We start from the raw sequence: 18,715 nt of genomic DNA, 5'->3' as shown, positions 1-18,715 counted from the left end.
TCAAACTTTGCGACAGAACCTAAGTATGTTCACATCGTGGTTTTAAGTATGACGCTACCATATAGAATCGAGGTTATCTTATGGGTGATCAGTATCATATTTCTAATGATATAACTAATTGATGTTTCAAATAAATGTGATTCATGACCATCTCGTAACCACTTAAGTTATGGAGAAATGCACCACAACTCTTCGCTATCTTTTCAATCTTCGATTTCTTTAATCAAACTTCCTAAGCGATGGTGTATTAACAAGCACGCTTGTAAGCTGTTGAACGTCTTGCCTGTTGAAATAAACAAGGTATATATCGTCCAACTCTCACTTACTGTGGCAGTAAGATGATCTTGCCCTCTAGGCGTGTGGTTTTCGATTCAATGAGATCAATCGCGGTTTGCACTTCATCGAATGGTAGATAGCGGTCAACGTCGAGCTGAATGTCGTTTGTGATGAAGTGATCTAGCATGGTCGTGAACTTATCACGGCGAACATCTTTACCTTCTGCTTCCTCCCAATAACGCAAGAAGAAGGTGCTGAAATCGATGTGTTGGTTTTTCGCGTACTCAAAGAAGCGTGGCTCGTAAAAATCCAACGACAGCGTCCCATAGTTGATAAAGCGCCCGTTGTTGCCAAGGGTGTGAACAAGATCGGTTCCGGGTGAGCCGCCAATCGCATCAAAGGCAACGGTTGGCATAGGCAAGCCTAATGCCTTAATTTGAGAAACTAGATCAGCGTTCGCATCTATCACCCAACAGGAAGTGGCAGGGTATTGTGTCTGCTGTGATGTAACGACAATGATGTTGAAGCCGAGTGATGCTGATAACTGGGAGAAGATCTTACCGATGGCTGAACTGCCCGCGTTGATGATCAACACATCCTCTTGGGTCAGCTTGGCTATTTCTGTCGTTAGCACCCATGCGGTTAGCGCATTAATGTACAACTGACAGGCGTAGCCATTGTCTAAATGTTGAGGAATTTGGAACAGATCATCTGGTGATACATCGACATAGTTCTGCCATGTTCCACTGGTTGCCACAAGCACTCGTTGATTCACTATAAACTCAGCACTGCTGGATTCTACAATCCTTCCTACCGCTTCAAATCCCGGTACTCTCGGCGGCTGATGGCTATGTTTGTATTGGCCCACACCATAAATCGACAACAGATCACTAGGGTTGATGTTAGTCGCTTCAATTTGTACGCGAACTTTATCTTTGTCTAGTACCCCTAAAGCGACATGTTCTAACTTGAGAGATTCTTTTGGCTGACCGAAACGGAACTGGCTAATTCGGGTATTTTGCTTAGTGTCAGTCATAGTTTGGGCACCTTTATGGATTATGAGTACTGCATTGATTTTAAGTGTAGCGTGTTCATAAACAACCTTGGGTCGCTAATATTGCTTAACATAGCTGGCGTCGGTAAACAGTCGTCATCAACGTAGTCGACATAGTCTGCCGCCGAATCGAAGATCAAAATATCCAAAGCCAAACGATCCAAGCCATATCGGCCTCGGTGGATCATATCCGCTGAAAACACCAATAAGTCACCTGCGGCTAACGGTATCTGCTTACCACCAGAGATGTCATCGCTGCTCACTTTGCCGTTTTCTTCTTGGCGAACATTGTACTCTTCTTCGTTATCCCAACGTTTGTGCGTGCCGGGGATAAGTTCCATGCCGGGCTCATCAAAAAGGGGCACTCGCAGATGCAATACTTGGGTTTCCATGATGACTTTCATCTGGTCATCAATGTCGTAGTCGTATTGACAGTCACGATGCCAGAAGTCTTTTTGCTGCGGGTTTACTGGGTTGAAAAACAGCTGTGTATTCATGAATGCCGGCTTGTTCGGAATCACCGCATCAACCACATCCATCACTTGTTTCGAGCTGATGAAGTCGAAAAGCACGCTTCTATCGTCGGCAGGCAAATACTCGCTTCCCGTAATTAAAGACGAGTTAAATGCTTCTTCTTTATAGAATTCTTCGTTGTCTGCTTTCCATGATTCATGAAATTTCAGCACGACTTTTCTAAGCGATGCAATTTGAGCTTCATTGAAATAATTTCTGATAACAAAGTAACCATGTTCGTCGTAACGGTCACTTAATTGTTGGCTGTTTTCTACCACTGACTACCTTCGTTCATTCTTTGCTGTATAATAACTAAGGTCAACAGCCCTAGAGATTTCTTGGGCGCATAATGCCAGACAGTCGTCATTCAACCAAGTAACGAGTGCAGAAGCCTGTAGATTCAGTGATGCGATAAAAATCTCCGCATATGTGATCTACCCCCTTTTTTTATAAAATAAAAAGATTCACATGGTGAATGTTTTTGTGGTTTGCATGATTATTGACCATGTTGAAATTTGGTTGCGTATGGAAGATAGAAAATCATGGATGGTTTTTCGCTGGATATGAGAACACTTAATTTTATTATTATTTTGTTCTCTTTCATTTACTGTATTGGCTTGTTGTTATTTCAATTCACTCAACAGTCCATTAAAGGGCTTTCAATCTTTTCCATTTCAATATTTGTTATCGGAACTGGGCCGTTGATGTTGAGCCTAAGAGGGGAGTTCCCTGATTGGGTCACCGTTATTGGTGCCAATATGGTCATTGCGCTTGGTTTTCATCTCGCCTTGTATAGCTTATGTCTGTTTCGAGAATACTCTCTCAAATGCACCTACCTCAGTAGTCTAATGATGTTGGCTCTTTTGCCATGTTTTATTTACTTCACGTTCTATGAGCCTTCCATAAAGGCTCGAATTATCCTCATTAGTTTATATCTGGCTTTTGTGACTCTTTGCACTGCCTTTGCGGTATTAAAGGGCCGGCGTGATGACTTGACTCTAGGTATTCGGATGATGGCCTTGTCATTTACGATATATGGCGGGTTTATGGTTTTTCGAGTTGTGGTGACGCTATTTTCAACTGAGCTCCAGGATTTCATGGCGGCCACTCTCATTCATCAACTTGCCTTTTTAGTGAGCATCGTTCTTATTGTGTCGATGAGCTTTACAATGCTTTGGCTGATTAACGCAAGGTTGCTTAGTTCTATTCACGAGCTGTCCTACAGCGATCCTCTAACGGCACTTGGAAACCGCAGAGCTTTAGATGAAATGGTTCCAGTCGTCATGAAGCAGGCGGGGACTGCACCTGTTAGTGCCATTATGATGGATATTGATAACTTTAAGTCGATCAATGACCAACACGGACACATTGTGGGTGATCTCGTGATCAAGTCTTTTGCTGAAATGGTTCAAAGTGCAATCAAAACATCGCCAACAGCCAGTGCGTTTCGTTTTGGCGGAGACGAGATAATGATTTTATTGCCCAATGTTAATTTCCTACAAGCACAGGCTATTGCTTGTAAGCTGCGATTATCTATTTCAGAGATCTCAGCCGTGCAAGGGAATGAGATGTTTCTGACATCGAGTTTTGGTGTTGCTCAGCTTCACCCGCATGAGAGTTGGAATGGGTTTATTAGCCGAGCCGACAAAGCGTTATATCAAGCGAAAACAAACGGTCGCAATATGACTTCAATTTGTCCTAGTCATATTAACGAGCTCGTCACTGCCACATAACCAATACTGCTGCGATAGAAAGCAAGATGAGCGCAAGAATGTCTTTGCGCGCGATGCTTTGCCCTAACCAGAAATAGGATATCAACACCATGAAGATCACTTCGACTTGCCCGAGTGTCTTTACGTACGGCACGGCTTGAAGCGACATCGCGCTAAACCAACCCAGAGAACCGATAACACTCGCTAAGCTTGTCATGATGACTAGTTTCGACTTCTTGAATATCAGGCGCAGCGTGTCGCGTTCTCTGAAAAAGAGATACGTACAGATAATCACTGTCTGAAGGGAAATGACGAGGAACAGCACCCAAGCAGCGCTATGAGGGAAGGGCAACCCTATGCTCAAACTTGCTTCCCGTACCCAAAGAGATGTTAAAGCAAAAGCAGTACTACACGCCATACCTAATAAGAACACTTTCGGGGACAAGCTTCGCCAGCCAGAAGCGCTACTCATGATTAGCACGCCTAAAGTACCAATAAGTACGCCGACCCAACCTGTTAGTGTCAAAGCAGTACCAAAAAACAATACGGATAGCATAGCAGATACGGGGGCTTCACACTTGGCTAAGCCTGCGCCTATCGCATAGTTTTCGAGCTTGAACAGCATCACCATTAAGCCGGTCGCGAGGATCTGCATGATGGCGGCAGCAACAATATAGAAAACAAACTCACCCGAAAAATCCGGTGCGGAGACTGGCTGCCATTGATAGAGGGCGCAGAGGTAAATAAGGGCGATAGGGCTAGCCCAAATAAATCGCGCTAACGTTACGCCAGCCACGCTCATGGTGCCACTTAATTTACTTTGAAAGGCATTGCGCCAAGATTGGCTAAAGGCAGCAAGCAGGGTAAAGGCGATCCAACTAAAAGACATGGCGCTTCCGTGTGTGAGGTAATTTAATGATTATGTTAACAAAAAATTACCAGCTGAGAAGTGAAAGCGGTCTTTTTATGAGCAGAGCTTCACCTTTGCTCCGATTTGGCATGGCACTGAAATTTAAAAGATCGGTGTCTTCTTGTTTTTAAAGTAGAACCACCCGCTGATTATTACGAACAGAAAGGCGAAGTAATAGCAGAACGAAGATAGCGACGCCAAGAACGCGAGGTTTTGCTCTATCTCTTGCTCGGAGTAATTATTAGAAACCAATTTGTAGTAGTAAGCATACAAAATACCGATCAGCCCATAACCGAGGTTAAACATCAAACCTTTAAAGCTAAGAACGGTGGCACGGTTATGCGACTCGGTCTTTTTGTTCAGGTGGTAACTGATAAAAATGTTCATCGTCATGATGATAAAGATAAGCACCAGTGCTGGAATCACTCCATAGATTGACCAACCCAAACTGATCCAATAGTAGGTAGCGATACTTGCTAAGCCCATGACGATAATAAAGGTTTTCGGCTCGATACTTTCTGCCAGTCTACGGCTTTGGCCCGCTAAAATGATTTTTAATAGGCTGATTCCCGCGCCAATAAAACCGAAGTAAATAATTGGAATATCTATGGCAAGATAGTATTGGCTGTTCATAGTGAGGAACATGCGCGATGTGTGTTCGAACAGGCTGTAGTAGAGCAGTATGAAAAGCACGTAGGGCGTAGCGAGTACCCACTTACCTGTATCAGCGGTTAACTTGAGGCTGGCGATGGTCGTTGCTAACTTCGTTTGACCATTTGGTATCACCTTCTTTTCTTCGCGCATGTTTACTGCGGCATAAATAGCGAGCAACGCGACCAATAGCGTGGCGAATACAGGAATACGCATCAGGTCTTTGGTGCTTTCCGGTTCGACTAGTCCAAGAGCATTAAAGATGTTCGCCATGAAATTCACATCGTACATCGCTGCACCGATCAAGGTGACAAAGATACCGACACTAGAGGCGATACGGAGCTGGATTTGTAACACTCTCGGCCACAACTCTTCATTGCCTTGTTCTTTTAAGGTGTCGTAAGCCAATGCTTCATCAGCACCACTTGCTAATGCCATTGCTAGCCCGCTGAGTATCCGGTTAATCAAAAATACCATGAACACCAAGTTAGCGTCTCCGGTTGGCACAAGTGCGATCATGGCGATCTCAATGAACATCACAATCGAAGACAGCACTACAAGTTTTTTGCGACCTAAGGTATCGGCGAACGCCCCTGATGGCACTTCTGCAAGCACGATTGTCGCCGCCCAAACTACGTTGAGCATGGCGAATTGAGACAGGCTCAAGCCGTAATCTAAATAAAGTAAGGTGAATATAGGGTAGTAAAAACGCGCAAAGTAGCTGCTTCTGAACATCAAGAAGTAGCGGACATTGGGAATTTTTAGGATTTCTTTGAGCGTCATGATGAATTAGTCGATTAGATAACACATTATTATGTATAAACCTTTTTGCCTTATAAATCATGGAATTGTTGTCATAATCCAAAATTATCTGATTTAAAGAATCTTCAGGCTCTCTATTCCTCATCGGTTACAGATTTACTCCTCTTCAAATCATTATCCCATCCATTCATTTTGTTGTGCTCGTTTCAACGTGTAAGACGGATTTTGGTTCAAGATCGAACTTCTAGAACGTCGCTCTCGCATTTACATCTTATTGTATGATTTAATTATTGGTAATAATAATACGCAATGAATCCAATGTAATTGAGGAAGCGAGCATGATCTTAGAGTCATTCAATCTGGAAGGGAAAGTAGCGATAGTGACGGGCTGTAACACCGGGCTTGGGCAAGGTATTGCATTAGGCCTAGCAGAAGCAGGTTGCAGAGTTGTCGGTGTTAACCGTACAGAGCCTGAAGAGACTATTGAGAAAATGAATGCAGCAGGCCATACGTTCCTAAACGTTCGTGCTGACCTTCTCGACCAAGCGTGCATTCCAGGGATTATAGAGCGCACTTTGGCTGAGTTTGGCCAAGTCGACATCCTCGTGAACAATGCCGGAATTATTCGCCGCCAAGATGCTATTGAGTTCTCAGAACAAGATTGGGATGACGTAATGAATGTGAACACCAAGACTGTGTTCTTTATGTCTCAGGCGGTTGCAAAGCAGTTTAAGGCTCAACGTACTGGTGGAAAGATCATTAACATTGCATCGATGCTGTCATTCCAGGGTGGCATTCGAGTTCCTTCTTATACGGCTTCAAAAAGTGCAGTGATGGGAGTGACACGTGCGATGGCGAACGAATGGGCGCGCGACAACATCAATGTGAATGCTATAGCCCCCGGTTATATGGAAACGAACAATACTCAAGCTCTGCGTGAAGATGCCGTACGCAATCAAGCGATCCTTGAGCGCATTCCGGCTGAACGTTGGGGCAAACCGCAAGACATCGTAGGCCCTTGTGTGTTCTTAGCATCATCAGCATCGGACTACATTAACGGCTACACCATCGCTGTTGACGGTGGTTGGTTAGCACGCTAATTGGTTTTTTATTCTAAATATTGAATTTTCAGCAATTTTGCAGGAGAAGATAAATGAAAATCGCTTTAATGATGGAAAACAGTCAGGCTGGTAAAAATGCCATGGTTGCAGCTGAACTAGAGTCAGTGGCGGGTGGCATTGGTCACGATGTTTTCAACTTAGGTATGACCGACGAGAATGATCACCACTTAACGTATATCCATCTCGGTATCATGGCGAGTATTCTGATTAACTCAAAGGCTGTTGACTTTGTTGTGACAGGATGTGGCACTGGCCAAGGTGCTTTGATGTCACTGAACCTGCATCCGGGGGTGGTTTGTGGTTACTGCCTAGAGCCATCAGATGCTTTCTTGTTTAACCAAATTAACAACGGTAATGCTCTCGCTCTCGCTTTTGCTAAAGGCTTTGGCTGGGCAGGTGAACTCAACATTCGTTATATCTTTGAAAAAGCGTTCACAGGCGAGCGTGGTAATGGGTATCCACTAGAGCGTGCAGAACCACAGCAACGTAATGCAGCAATTTTGAATGAAGTGAAAGCGGCGGTGGTAAAAGATAACTTTATTGATTCTCTGAGAGCTATCGACCAAGATCTAGTGAAAACAGCGGTTGGCAGCGAGCGTTTCCAACAATGCTTCTTTGAGCATTGCCAAAACCAAGAAATCGCTGATTATGTTCGTTCACTTTTAGATTAATTAGAGCGTTTAGTTCTGATAGAGCCAGCCTTGTTCGGCTGGCTTTTTGATGAATAATTAAAGCAATGTAATGAGACAAACAGTAATCAACTGGCTAAATTGCGATTCGTGTTTTCCTGCATCTACTCTTCATCTTCGGTTTCTTTGGAAGCATTTGAGGCACAGCCTTTCTCTAGCCAGTTATCGAGCACGCGTTGCAGTGCCTTCAAAGAGGTTGGCTTCTCTAAGCGACCATCCATCAGTTTGCTGATCATATCTAACTCGTGTTGTCCTGATTCGCCAGACAAAGCAATGATTGGTGTTTGAGGTGAGCGTGCCTTGATGATTTGGCTTGCGTCAAAACCATTCATTATCGGCATTTGTACGTCCATTAAGATCAAATCGACCTTGTGTGTTTTGAACAGCTCGACGGCATTCTCACCGTTTTTGGCTTGCAAGCTATTTACACCAAGTCGACTCAGGTACATCTGAACAAGCGTGCGTTGTACCTCTTTGTCATCGACGATAAGCACGGTTGGAGCCAAATGATTCTCTGGGGTTAGCGTACTTGTTGGTTCTGAACTTTGCGTTTCTGCTTGGTTATCTGGCTTAGCTTCAGCGTTGGTTTTGTTTTCAGTTGCGGTTTGATTACCTTTCCAATCATCGAAGTAAGGCGTACGAAGTGCGTCTGCTTTGGGGGCATTGGGTACCACCGGGAAGTACAGGTGGAACTCAGTAAACTCCCCAAGTTTAGAGTGGCACTCAACTCGGCCGCCAAATGAACGCATCACTCGTTGGCAATAACCGAGCCCTAGGCCGCTACCACCGCTTTTTTGGTAAGAGAAGAAATCATCAAAAATTTTATGTGTAATGGCTTCGTCAATGCCGGGGCCGGTATCTCGGAATATTAGAACGTTCTCGTACGGTCCGGTGTTGGTGCTGATCTCAATTTGGCTTTCTGGATAAGAATCAAAGTAATAGATTGCATTACGTATCAGGTTGAAAATGACGAAGTTGAATAAGGTTTCATTCAGCTTTGCCACAAAATCAGCATGTTGTGGTAAACGAATTCGCTCAATGATCTTCTCGTTCTCAAAGCCATAATGGCTTACGGCTTGATCTACGGCTTTGTGGATAGAGGTCATGGCCACAGGGCCGTGTTCAGGCGTACTGTCACTGACTTCGCGCAGGATGATATCAATCAGTTGTCGCCCGCGTTGAATCGCCGCTTGGCCATTCTCAATATCCTTTAGGATTTGTTTAGCTGGGGCTTGGTTATCAATGTGCTGTTTTAACACCTCAAAATGCAGCTGCACTTGAGCCAGCGGGTTACGCATTTCGTGTGCGATAGAATTAGCAAGCGCGCGACTTTGGCGAATGCGTCTATCGGCTTCAATGGTGCTTTGTACACGAGTTAACAAGGTTTGCAGTGCAGAGATCTCTTCGTTAGAGAACATCTTATCGTTGCTCTTATGTGATGAGACCAATAAGTGCGTGACCGATTTCCCCTGACCAAATAAAGGCATCACCAAAGCGGTGTCGTTTGAGCTCATCTTGTCATATAGGGCTTTTATCGAGCGCTTGGCTGGTGCGGTGTAATCAAGCTCCTGAGACAGCTCATCGAACACTAAAACGGACTTGTTGGTAGACAGGTAATCTTCGTAGAAGGTTTCGTTGTAGTTGCTGTTCACCAGACGCAACTTGTCTTCGGGAATCTGCAATAGGCTACCTAATCGACGCATTGCATCATCAATCGACAGCTTGAAATCGTCTTCTAGTGAGAGGATCTGTTGTACTGGCGTTTTCTTGTTTCCGTAGACAAAGAACGAGGCGTAGTGGCTTACGCGCTTGTAGAGAACATGCCACGTGATGCCGATAATCGCGCAGATTGGGATAGCAACAAGCCATTGACTGTCGTCTGTCAGCGGGATAAATATCGCGCCAAAAGGGATCACCAAAATAGCACAAACCAACATCGCATTTAGGCTCATGTACGCCAGGTATTTCACGCTGTAGAAGCGCGAGGTCAGCAGGGCATAGCCAACGAACAACATTTCACTTATCGACAAAGCTGGTGGCAGCCAAGTGAGCGAGAAATCACGCAAGAAGTAGGTCATGCCTAGGTGGATCGTCGCAGTAGACAGCATGAAGACTAAAATGCCGGCGATCATATAGTTGGTTTTGGCTAAAGTTAGCTTGCTGCTGTTGGCGCGCATGGCCACCAGGTTGAGTAGTGTTAGCACTACAAAGCTAATCATCCCAATAAAGAAGTACGGCGTATGCGGGCCAAACTCAATCACGAACTGGCTTGGGCCTGCAATGGTGACGTGTTCAACGGTTAACCCCGGACTTAAATTGATAAAGAAGGAGTAGACGGTCAGGGTGACGAAAATGGCTTGCTGCCACACATGAACCTTACCATTACGTTGTTCAGCGGCGAGTTTGCACGAGAAGTAATAGGCAAAGGCAAACGCAAAGAACGAGGCGAGGTTGGCAAACTTTGCGGCGAACACGGCGGCCGAGGCCCCAAGTTCCGGTAATAAGTCGGTATGGAAATAAGCGTTACTGCTGATCCACGCAACAATGCAGATCGAATACGCGATGTAAGGGGCATGGTGTGTCCCTGCGATCACTTCGTTCTTCTGTTTCAGGCGATAGCAGTAATAGAACAACCACATGACAACCACAGCCACGGTTGCAAGCAGTGTGATTGCTTTTGCATAGATGATCGCCTCTAGGCCGAAATCAAACATGTTCATCCTTTTTCACCGAGCTAGTTTTTCCTGCCGAGCGCGACTTTTCTAATGACTTTCTGCTTTCTCGCACTGCGCGTTTGTAGCTTCGAAAATCGACATTATTGAACGCTTTTACCATCATCTCAAAATTCCAGAATCCACGATAAATTGTCGTGCCATCGTCATTTAATTCGCAATATCCAGAATGGAAGTATGCATTGGAATCAATGGTTTGATAAAACTGAAGCATGAAAGGTTGCTCGATAATAGTGAAGCCAATCTTATAGCCTATTTGGTGTAACACACTCATCAGCTCTTTTTGAGAAAGGTAGAGGAAATAGAGCTTTTGTTGGGTATTGCCACTGACTGTCAGACGTAACACCTCACACAGGGCATCTTTGTCGGACAATTGTAACTGGAATTGTTGGTCAAATTCTGGGAGAGAGTAACATTTTGACAGTGTAGGCGGTGTGAAAAGTTGTAACCCTGCGAGTTCATCGTAGCCGTAATTGGGTAAACAGTATTGCCATTGCTCATTGCTGAACGGCGGTGCGTAACTTAGCCAAGTGTCATTCTTAGACCAGTCTTGAATCAGCGCAGAGGAAACCAGTGTTGGAAAGGCTTCATCGACTGGATGCTTGAGCAGAATAAAATGCTTACCTGCCTGAGAAAGGTGTAATAAAGGCAGCATCTCAAACCATTTCTCGCTCTTGATGAACACCTCGAGATTGCTTAAAGCAATGGCATCGCTGATTGGCATTCTTTGTGGGTGACTCGGTGTTTGTACCAAAAGTGGCTCATGTTCTATCTGTTCGATGATCGCACCGTAATAAGCACTGTCATTGATAGGGAGGTCGACATGAGAAATGGAGCTTGGATTTAATGGAGATTTTGCTTTGATCGCAGCAATTTCACACTCACACCAGAAATCTAGCCAATGCATATAGCACTGCCCTACAGCCTGTTCTAGAAGAGCAATTTCTGCAGATAGTGTATTTGGATAGCGCAGAATTAGATCGCGGTAGTCCATCACCTCAAACAATACAGAGTAGCTTTTGTTTTGATGCTCTGGGAAAAGCAATTCTAACTGGCTTCTACGATATTCAGTCACGTTTTGAAAAAGCTCAGTGCGCTCATGTGGCTGATAAGTGTTGATGACGAGCTCTATCAGCGCTCGCTGTTTTATTTCGATAGACAGACTGCTAGCCAACAGTGAGCCTAAAGACGACGTTAATTTCATGTTTAACCTAGCCTAGGTTTATATAATTATTTTTATTTGATCTGCACTATCTATAGGACACTGATTTTAGGTATGTGTTTGAAGTTACGTTACTTTGAGAGAGCCAATCGTAACTTTACTTGTGTCCATGGTGTGAGAGGTAAGTTGCATAATCGGGCGAGATTTTACTACTTGCACTCACCCTCAACAATAAAGATTTTCCATATTTGAATGAATTCAAAGATGAACAAAATACATTATTATCAACAACTTGTAGGGTTGGATCACAGTTTTAAAATCAGACATGATTAAGTCGAGCATAAACTTTTGAATTTATAAAATAATCTCAAATATCTATTTTTTGAACCAATATCATAATCCAAATCAACATGAGCTCATCTTATTAATTACAGCGTGAATGTGTTTGGTGTGAGATATGTAATTAACTGATGCATTATATCTGTCTTATACTCGCTTATTCCTTCGCTACCCATTCTATTGATTTAAATATCAGGTGGATAAAAGCAGTGCTCCAGTGCTCGGCTTGTTTTCCTGACAATCTCCTGTGTTTATAGAGTAGTTACACCATAATCTCTGATGAAGTGATGACATTCGAGGTTTAAGCTTACCTGCATATGAAACATTATTGCGAGTAATCCCTCGTAAATGATTGAGGTAGAGAGAATTTATGAAGAACGTACGATTAACATCATTACTTGGAACAGCAACCTTGTTTAGTGTCGTGGCGTTAGCTGGGTGTAGTCAGAAATCAGAAGTACCAACTCAACCGCAAGAGAATGCGAACCCCATCTGCAGCACTAAAAACCTGACGGGTGGTTGGTCGAAAAGTGAGATAACACCAGAAGCCAAGCAAGCTTTAAACGCAGTTCTTAGCCAAATGAACACTTCAGCTGAGCTCAAGCAGATCTTGAGTGTTCGAACTCAGGTTGTCGCGGGTTTGAATTACGCAATTGAGTTTGAAATGGATAATGGTGAAGTGTGGAACACCATCGTTTACCGTTCTCTACAAGGTGACATCGAAATGACGCAACCTGCACAGAAAGGTCTTCTGTGCTCATAATCTAGATGTGCCAGTGTCTTGTGAGATAGGCTGATAGCAAATAAAAATGGCTCCGTGTTGGGAGCCATTTTTGTTTTTAAGAAGACTGATTTGTTGAACGTTTTCAGTCGGCCAACTCGGGCTCAGCTAACTCCTGAACACAAGCACGGCTGATGTCTTCATCAATGTAGGCCATACCGAGTTTATTGAGGTAGTCCATGCGATCGGCAGTGCGAAGCTCGATGTCGGGGCCTGCAATGTTGTTGGCTTGATAAATTTCAGTGAGATGAGACATGAATTGCTCGCCCACACTCATCATCAATAGACTCATTGCGCCTACGTCCGGTCTTATTTTGGTGCGTTGCTTTTCAGATAGGTTTACCGCTAGTACGATAGGTTGTTCTTCACCTTCGAATCGAACGCCTCGCTCACGAACGGTTTGTTGAGCCCAGTAGTACGCCAGTTCTTTACTCTGAGTGAGAAACACTGGCTCAACCGATTCGGTATAGTTGTTGCCGATGGTTGCCATAGTTTTTGAAGCTGCTTCGTTGAGCGCTTTGTCTCCAGAACGTTTTAAACCTTGGCCTTGAATCGAAGCCAATAAAGCTGAAGATGTGCCGTGATACCAAGTATCACCCGTCGCGAAACCATTCTCTGATAACAGTGTTTTTGCATCTTGTAGGTGTGTAGGTATTGAAGTCATAGGCACTCTCAACAAATAGGAATCTGAACAAATATGTATACAGTTAGCTTAAACAGAAGTTGTTCGGTTAACCGTGGTGTGGAACACAAATCTGAGGCTTTGAGATAAAGCTGGCAGTACAAGCTTTATCTCAAAGCCTTCCCCCGGATCTTACCTAAGTAAGAGAGAAGGACGGGGGAGGCTTTAGCGTTAGCGATTAATCAAATTGGTTCGATGTATTCGCTTCACCTGCAGCTTTTAGTGCGTTCTCACCAGCAAAGTACTCTTTGTGGTCATCACCCATGTCAGAACCAGACATGTTTTGGTGTTTAACACATGCGATGCCTTGGCGGATTTCTTTACGCTGAACATTCGCAACGTAACCTAACATGCCTTGGTCGCCGAAGTACTCTTTCGCTAGGTTGTCAGTAGACAGCGCAGCAGTGTGGTAAGTCGGTAGCGTAATCAAGTGGTGGAAAATACCCGCTTCACGTGATGCGTCTGCTTGGAATGTACGGATCTTCTCGTCAGCGCTTGCAGACAGTTCAGTTTCATCGTATTCCGCGCTCATTAGGCTTGCACGGTCGTAAGCTGAAACATCTTTACCTTCTGCTACCATCGCATCGTATGCTTGTTGGCGGAAGTTTAGCGTCCAGTTGAATGATGGAGAGTTGTTGTAAACCAGCTTCGCATTAGGGTGAACTTCACGTACGCCGTCCATCATCTCTTTGATTTGACCGATGTGTGGCTTCTCAGTCTCAATCCATAGTAGGTCAGCACCCGCGTTGATTGCTTCAATACAGTCGAATACACAACGGTCTTCACCAGTACCTTGGCGGAATTGGTATAAGCCTGAAGGTAGACGCTTAGGTCGAACTAGCTTGCCGTCACGGTTAAAGCAAACGTCGCCTTCTGCCATATCTGCAACATCGATCTCTTCAACATCTAGGTATGAGTTGTAGATATCACCTTGGTCGCCCGGCTCTTTCACTACTGCGATTTCTTTTGTTAGGCCAGCACCTTGAGAATCGGTACGAGCAACAATAACGCCGTTGTCGATGCCTAGTTCAAGGAAAGCGTAACGAAGTGCGCGAAGTTTTGCGTGGAAGTCAGCGTGTGGAACCGTTACTTTGCCGTCTTGGTGACCACATTGCTTCTCATCGGCAACTTGGTTTTCAATTTGTAGACAACATGCGCCTGCTTCAATCATCTGCTTAGCCATTAGGTAGGTCGCTTCTGCGTTACCAAAACCTGCATCGATATCGGCGATGATTGGCACCACGTGTGTTACGTGATTGTCGATTTTGTCTTGGATAAGGTCTTGTTGGTTAACGTCGCCCGCTTCACGTGCAGCGTCTAGCTCACGGAATAAACCACCCAGTTCACGTGCATCAGCTTGGCGCAGAAATGTGTATAGTTCTTCTACTAAGCCTGCAACGGATGTTTTCTCATGCATAGATTGGTCTGGAAGTGGACCAAAATCAGAGCGAAGTGCAGCAACCATCCAACCAGAAAGGTATAGGTAACGACGGTCAGTCTTGCCATCAAAGTGCTTCTTAATAGAAATCAGTTTTTGTTGGCCGATGAAACCATGCCAACAACCCAGAGACTGAGTGTATTGAGAGCTGTCTTCGTCGTAAGCCGCCATGTCTGCACGCATGATATCTGCCGTGTATTGTGCAATATCCAGACCTGTTTTGAATTTGTTTTGAGCTCGCATACGAGCAGCAGATTCAGGGTTAATTGCATCCCATGGAGCACCAGCAGCGCTTTTTGCAACTTCAATCATTTCGATATCTTGTGTAATTTGCGACATAACTATTCCTTAGTTTCACGTGGACATGTTGGCCAATTTGGCGAGGTCATTTGATTTGGATTAAATCTAACCATGGACAAATAATAATCATGTGTGTGATAATTTTGTTAATTTATAGTTATTATATTCGGTATTTTTCTTATGAATATTGCTCGTATAGACCTTAATTTGCTTGTGTATTTAGACATGTTGCTACGTGAAAGAAACGTTACACGAGCAGCAAATCAATTGGGTATTACTCAACCAGCCATGAGTAATGGCCTTCGCCGATTGCGTGATCTGTTTGAAGACCCGCTATTAGTGAGAACAAGTGAAGGGATGATACCGACCGAACGCGCGCACAAGTTGCAGCCACTGATTCGAAACATCTTGGCGAATGTAGAGAAGACACTGCAGCCGACCACAGAGTTTAATGCAGAAGACAGTGAACGCGTGTTTCGTATCATGGCGAGTGACTATGCAGAGTCGACCATTATTCAGCCGCTATTGAAAAAACTGAGCGAGATAGCACCGAAAATACGACTGGATATAATGACGCCAAGTGATGTGAGCTATCAGGATGTAGAGCAAGGTACCGTTGATATAATTATCAACCGATTTGACGATATTCCTCAGTCGTTTCACCAGATGAGCCTTTGGCACGACGGGTTTTCTTGCCTCTTTAGTTGTGACAACCCGATAGCCGACAATTTCGATATTTTGTCTTATTTAAAGGCGCAACATATTTGGGTAAGTAAGACTGGTATGGGAACGGGAGTCGGGATAAACCCAAGCGAAGCACAAAAGCTTGGTTGGATAGATGAAGCACTAATGCGCATTGGTAAAACCCGTAACATCACGGTGTTTACGCGACACTACTTGTCGGCGATTCTCTTCGCACAACAGAAGAACCTGATCCTGACTATTCCTACCAAAGCCGCTCAACTGCAGCGCAATAACCCTAGATTGTTGATCAAGCCTGCGCCATTTGCGATTGAACCCTTTGAGGTGAAGATGGCGTGGAGTCCATTGTTACAAACCAATCCAGACCACCAGTGGATGCGTCGTTTGATTAAAAGTGTCGCTAACGAAATCGAGAGTGGAGTAACGGAATAACACAGTTTTTAGGGTATTTTTTATATGAATATCCAATATAACCGGCATAAATTAGCTAAATTCATGTCCGTTAAGTAAGTTTAAGTCAGTAAAGTAAATTTGAGCTAGTCACGAAAATTTATTGAGTAGCCATAAATTAGTTTGAGAGAGATTTTATGAGCAGTCGTATTCAACAGGGAAGCTTGAACATTGATAGCACCCTCTACCAATTAATTAATGAGCAGGTGATTCCTGGAACAGGCATTGTCGCTGAAGACTTTTGGCAATCATTTGCAACCATCCTTGAAGATTTGGCTCCAAAAAATCGCGCATTGCTTATCAAGCGTGAAGATCTTCAACATCAAATTGACGTTTGGCACCAAGAGCGTGCTGGGCAAACGCTAGATCCTGTGGAGTACAAACAGTTCTTACAGCAGATCGGTTATTTGGTTCCTGAAGGCGATGACTTTCAAGTGACGACAGCGAGCGTAGAGCCTGAGATCGCAACACAAGCAGGGCCGCAGCTTGTGGTGCCAATCATGAACGCACGTTTTGCACTTAACGCAGCCAATGCGCGTTGGGGCAGCCTATATGATGCGCTCTACGGAACGGACGTGATCAGTGAAAGTGATGGCGCGGAAAAGGGCGGAAGCTTTAACCCAGCCCGTGGCGCTAAAGTAGTGACTTATGCTCGCGAGTTCCTTGATGACGCAGCGCCATTAAACGGCGTCTCCCATAAAGACGTCACCAAATACAGCATCAGTAACGCTAGCATCGGCAATAAATTAATAGCGACACTCGATAACGGCGAAGAAGTCACTCTCATTGATAGCGACCAGTTCATTGGCTATCAAGGTGACGCAAGTTCCCCTTCGTGCATTCTTCTTAAACACAATAATCTGCACATCGAAATTCAAATTGACCCGAGCGCACCGATTGGTAGCGTCGATGTGGCGGGAATTAAAGATGTATTAGTCGAAGCCGCTCTAACAACCATTATGGATTGCGAAGACTCGGTTGCTGCAGTTGATGGTGAAGACAAAGCATTGGCTTACCGTAACTGGTTAGGTTTGATGAAAGGTGATCTACAAGAATCACTAGAGAAAAACGGCAAAACCATTGTTCGTAACCTTAACCCAGATCGCCAATACACCAGCGTGACGGGTGGTGAGATTTCACTAAAAGGCCGCAGCATGTTGTTCATCCGTAATGTCGGCCACCTGATGACCAACCCTGCCATTATTGATGCTCAAGGCAATGAAGTGCCTGAAGGCATTATGGATGGCATGATCACTTCGCTAATCGCGATGCATGATTTAAAAGGCAACAGTGCTTACCAAAACTCGACCGCGAACAGCATCAATATTGTAAAACCTAAGATGCATGGTCCTGAAGAAGTCGCGTTCACCAATGAGCTGTTTGGTCGCATTGAAGATGCATTAGGGCTAGATCGATTCACGATCAAAGTTGGCATCATGGACGAAGAGCGTCGTACTTCGGTTAACCTTAAAGAATGTATTCGAGCAGCTAAAGATCGTGTTGTGTTCATCAACACAGGTTTCTTAGACCGAACGGGTGATGAGATTCACACCAGTATGGAAGCGGGACCATTCGCTCCTAAAACACAGCTGAAAACCATGACTTGGATTGGCGCATACGAAGATCAAAACGTTGATCTTGGCTTAGCTTGTGGCCTGCAAGGTAAAGCCCAGATTGGTAAAGGTATGTGGCCAGAGCCGGATAATATGGCGAAGATGATGGACGCGAAAATCGGACATCCACAAGCGGGTGCCAATACCGCTTGGGTTCCTTCTCCAACCGCCGCGACTTTGCACGCGCTGCACTATCATAAGGTGAGTGTACCAAGCCGTCAGAAAGAGCTTCGTGAGCGAGTGAGAGCCAATGTCGATGATATTCTTACTATCCCGTTACTGGGCGATCAAAAGCTTACCGCGCAAGATATTCAAAGTGAACTGGATAACAACACCCAAGGTATTTTGGGTTATGTGGTTCGTTGGATTGACCAAGGCGTTGGTTGTTCGAAGGTACCTGATATTAACGATGTAGGGTTAATGGAAGACCGAGCGACGCTGCGTATTTCAAGCCAGCATATTGCGAACTGGTTACGTCACGGCATTTGCGAGGAAGCTCAGGTAATGAAAACCATGAAGCGTATGGCCGCAGTGGTGGATGAGCAAAACGCTGGCGACCCGAGTTACCGTAACATGGCGCCTGATTTTGAAAACAGCATTGCATTTTCAGCGGCGTGTCAGTTGGTATTCGAAGGCTGTGCTCAGCCGAGCGGTTACACCGAGCCAGTACTGCACGCGATGCGTCTAAAACTGAAAGCACAGGAATAGCGAAGCAACCGAATAACAAAAATAGAGAATGTAAAATACTAAAAAAAGAAACCCCCTTTAACCGAGCCCAAGGTGCCGCGCTTTTATAGCGCGGCTTTTTTTTGGTTCATCGCGGATTAG

The 18,715-nt window shown here is 44.7% G+C and carries 14 protein-coding genes; 6 read left to right on the top strand and 8 right to left on the bottom strand.

From position 1 onward, the window contains the following. Positions 1-322 precede the first annotated feature (322 nt). Together AB4161_RS05800 and AB4161_RS05795 are read right to left on the bottom strand one after the other, a co-directional pair. Positions 323-1,312 (bottom strand): zinc-dependent alcohol dehydrogenase family protein, encoded by a 990-nt coding sequence (locus AB4161_RS05800; RefSeq protein WP_017059992.1) that lies wholly within the window; start codon positions 1,310-1,312, stop codon positions 323-325. Between the two features lie 20 nt (positions 1,313-1,332). Beyond that, the gene (locus AB4161_RS05795; protein ID WP_017059991.1) at positions 1,333-2,121 is read right to left on the bottom strand and encodes a phytanoyl-CoA dioxygenase family protein; all 789 of its coding nucleotides are present in this window, start codon (positions 2,119-2,121) and stop codon (positions 1,333-1,335) included. Positions 2,122-2,385: 264 nt separating this feature from the next. Between AB4161_RS05795 and AB4161_RS05790 the strand changes: the two genes are divergently transcribed. Continuing rightward, positions 2,386-3,576: a GGDEF domain-containing protein gene (locus AB4161_RS05790; RefSeq protein ID WP_372082995.1), complete on the top strand. Its 1,191-nt coding sequence runs from the start codon at positions 2,386-2,388 to the stop codon at positions 3,574-3,576. Here AB4161_RS05790 and AB4161_RS05785 read toward each other — a convergent pair. Continuing rightward, a complete protein-coding gene (locus AB4161_RS05785; RefSeq protein WP_372082994.1) occupies positions 3,563-4,444 on the bottom strand; it encodes a multidrug transporter in 882 nt (293 codons plus the stop codon). The two genes, AB4161_RS05790 and AB4161_RS05785, sit on opposite strands and share 14 nt — an antisense overlap. 123 nt (positions 4,445-4,567) lie before the next feature. Next, a complete protein-coding gene (locus AB4161_RS05780) occupies positions 4,568-5,899 on the bottom strand; it encodes an MFS transporter (RefSeq protein ID WP_372082993.1) in 1,332 nt (443 codons plus the stop codon). Between the two features lie 317 nt (positions 5,900-6,216). Between AB4161_RS05780 and kduD the strand changes: the two genes are divergently transcribed. Continuing rightward, a complete protein-coding gene (kduD, locus tag AB4161_RS05775; RefSeq protein WP_372082992.1) occupies positions 6,217-6,978 on the top strand; it encodes a 2-dehydro-3-deoxy-D-gluconate 5-dehydrogenase KduD in 762 nt (253 codons plus the stop codon). Between the two features lie 53 nt (positions 6,979-7,031). After that, positions 7,032-7,670, top strand: a complete 639-nt coding sequence (locus tag AB4161_RS05770) for an RpiB/LacA/LacB family sugar-phosphate isomerase (protein ID WP_017059986.1) — start codon at positions 7,032-7,034, stop codon at positions 7,668-7,670. Between the two features lie 122 nt (positions 7,671-7,792). Here AB4161_RS05770 and AB4161_RS05765 read toward each other — a convergent pair whose 3' ends face one another. After that, positions 7,793-10,402, bottom strand: coding sequence for a response regulator (locus tag AB4161_RS05765; protein WP_372082991.1), 2,610 nt, complete (start codon positions 10,400-10,402; stop codon positions 7,793-7,795). Beyond that, positions 10,395-11,624, bottom strand: a complete 1,230-nt coding sequence (locus AB4161_RS05760) for an acyl-homoserine-lactone synthase (protein WP_372082990.1) — start codon at positions 11,622-11,624, stop codon at positions 10,395-10,397. Before AB4161_RS05760 ends, AB4161_RS05765 begins: the two co-directional genes overlap by 8 nt. Before the next feature lie 667 nt (positions 11,625-12,291). Here AB4161_RS05760 and AB4161_RS05755 point away from each other — a divergent pair. Then, positions 12,292-12,684, top strand: a complete 393-nt coding sequence (locus AB4161_RS05755) for a cystatin domain-containing protein (RefSeq protein ID WP_017064277.1) — start codon at positions 12,292-12,294, stop codon at positions 12,682-12,684. A gap of 103 nt (positions 12,685-12,787) precedes the next feature. Here the strand turns inward: AB4161_RS05755 and AB4161_RS05750 are convergent, their stop codons facing one another. Beyond that, entirely contained in the window at positions 12,788-13,366 is a 579-nt protein-coding gene (locus tag AB4161_RS05750; protein ID WP_372082989.1) for a hypothetical protein, read from the bottom strand. Positions 13,367-13,562: 196 nt separating this feature from the next. After that, positions 13,563-15,161: an isocitrate lyase gene (locus AB4161_RS05745; RefSeq protein WP_017067477.1), complete on the bottom strand. Its 1,599-nt coding sequence runs from the start codon at positions 15,159-15,161 to the stop codon at positions 13,563-13,565. 141 nt (positions 15,162-15,302) lie between these two features. Between AB4161_RS05745 and AB4161_RS05740 the strand changes: the two genes are divergently transcribed. Both AB4161_RS05740 and AB4161_RS05735 read left to right on the top strand, forming a co-directional pair. Further along, positions 15,303-16,256, top strand: coding sequence for a LysR family transcriptional regulator (locus AB4161_RS05740; protein WP_009845781.1), 954 nt, complete (start codon positions 15,303-15,305; stop codon positions 16,254-16,256). A 155-nt stretch (positions 16,257-16,411) separates the two neighbouring features. Beyond that, positions 16,412-18,595 (top strand): malate synthase G, encoded by a 2,184-nt coding sequence (locus AB4161_RS05735; RefSeq protein ID WP_372082988.1) that lies wholly within the window; start codon positions 16,412-16,414, stop codon positions 18,593-18,595. Positions 18,596-18,715: the final 120 nt, after the last annotated feature.

Source organism: Vibrio sp. 10N.286.51.E5, assembly GCF_041469125.1.
Taxonomy (GTDB): Bacteria; Pseudomonadota; Gammaproteobacteria; order Enterobacterales; family Vibrionaceae; genus Vibrio; species Vibrio crassostreae_C.
The sequence above is the reverse complement of the archived record's forward strand: the minus strand, read 5'-3'. Positions and strand labels throughout refer to the sequence as shown.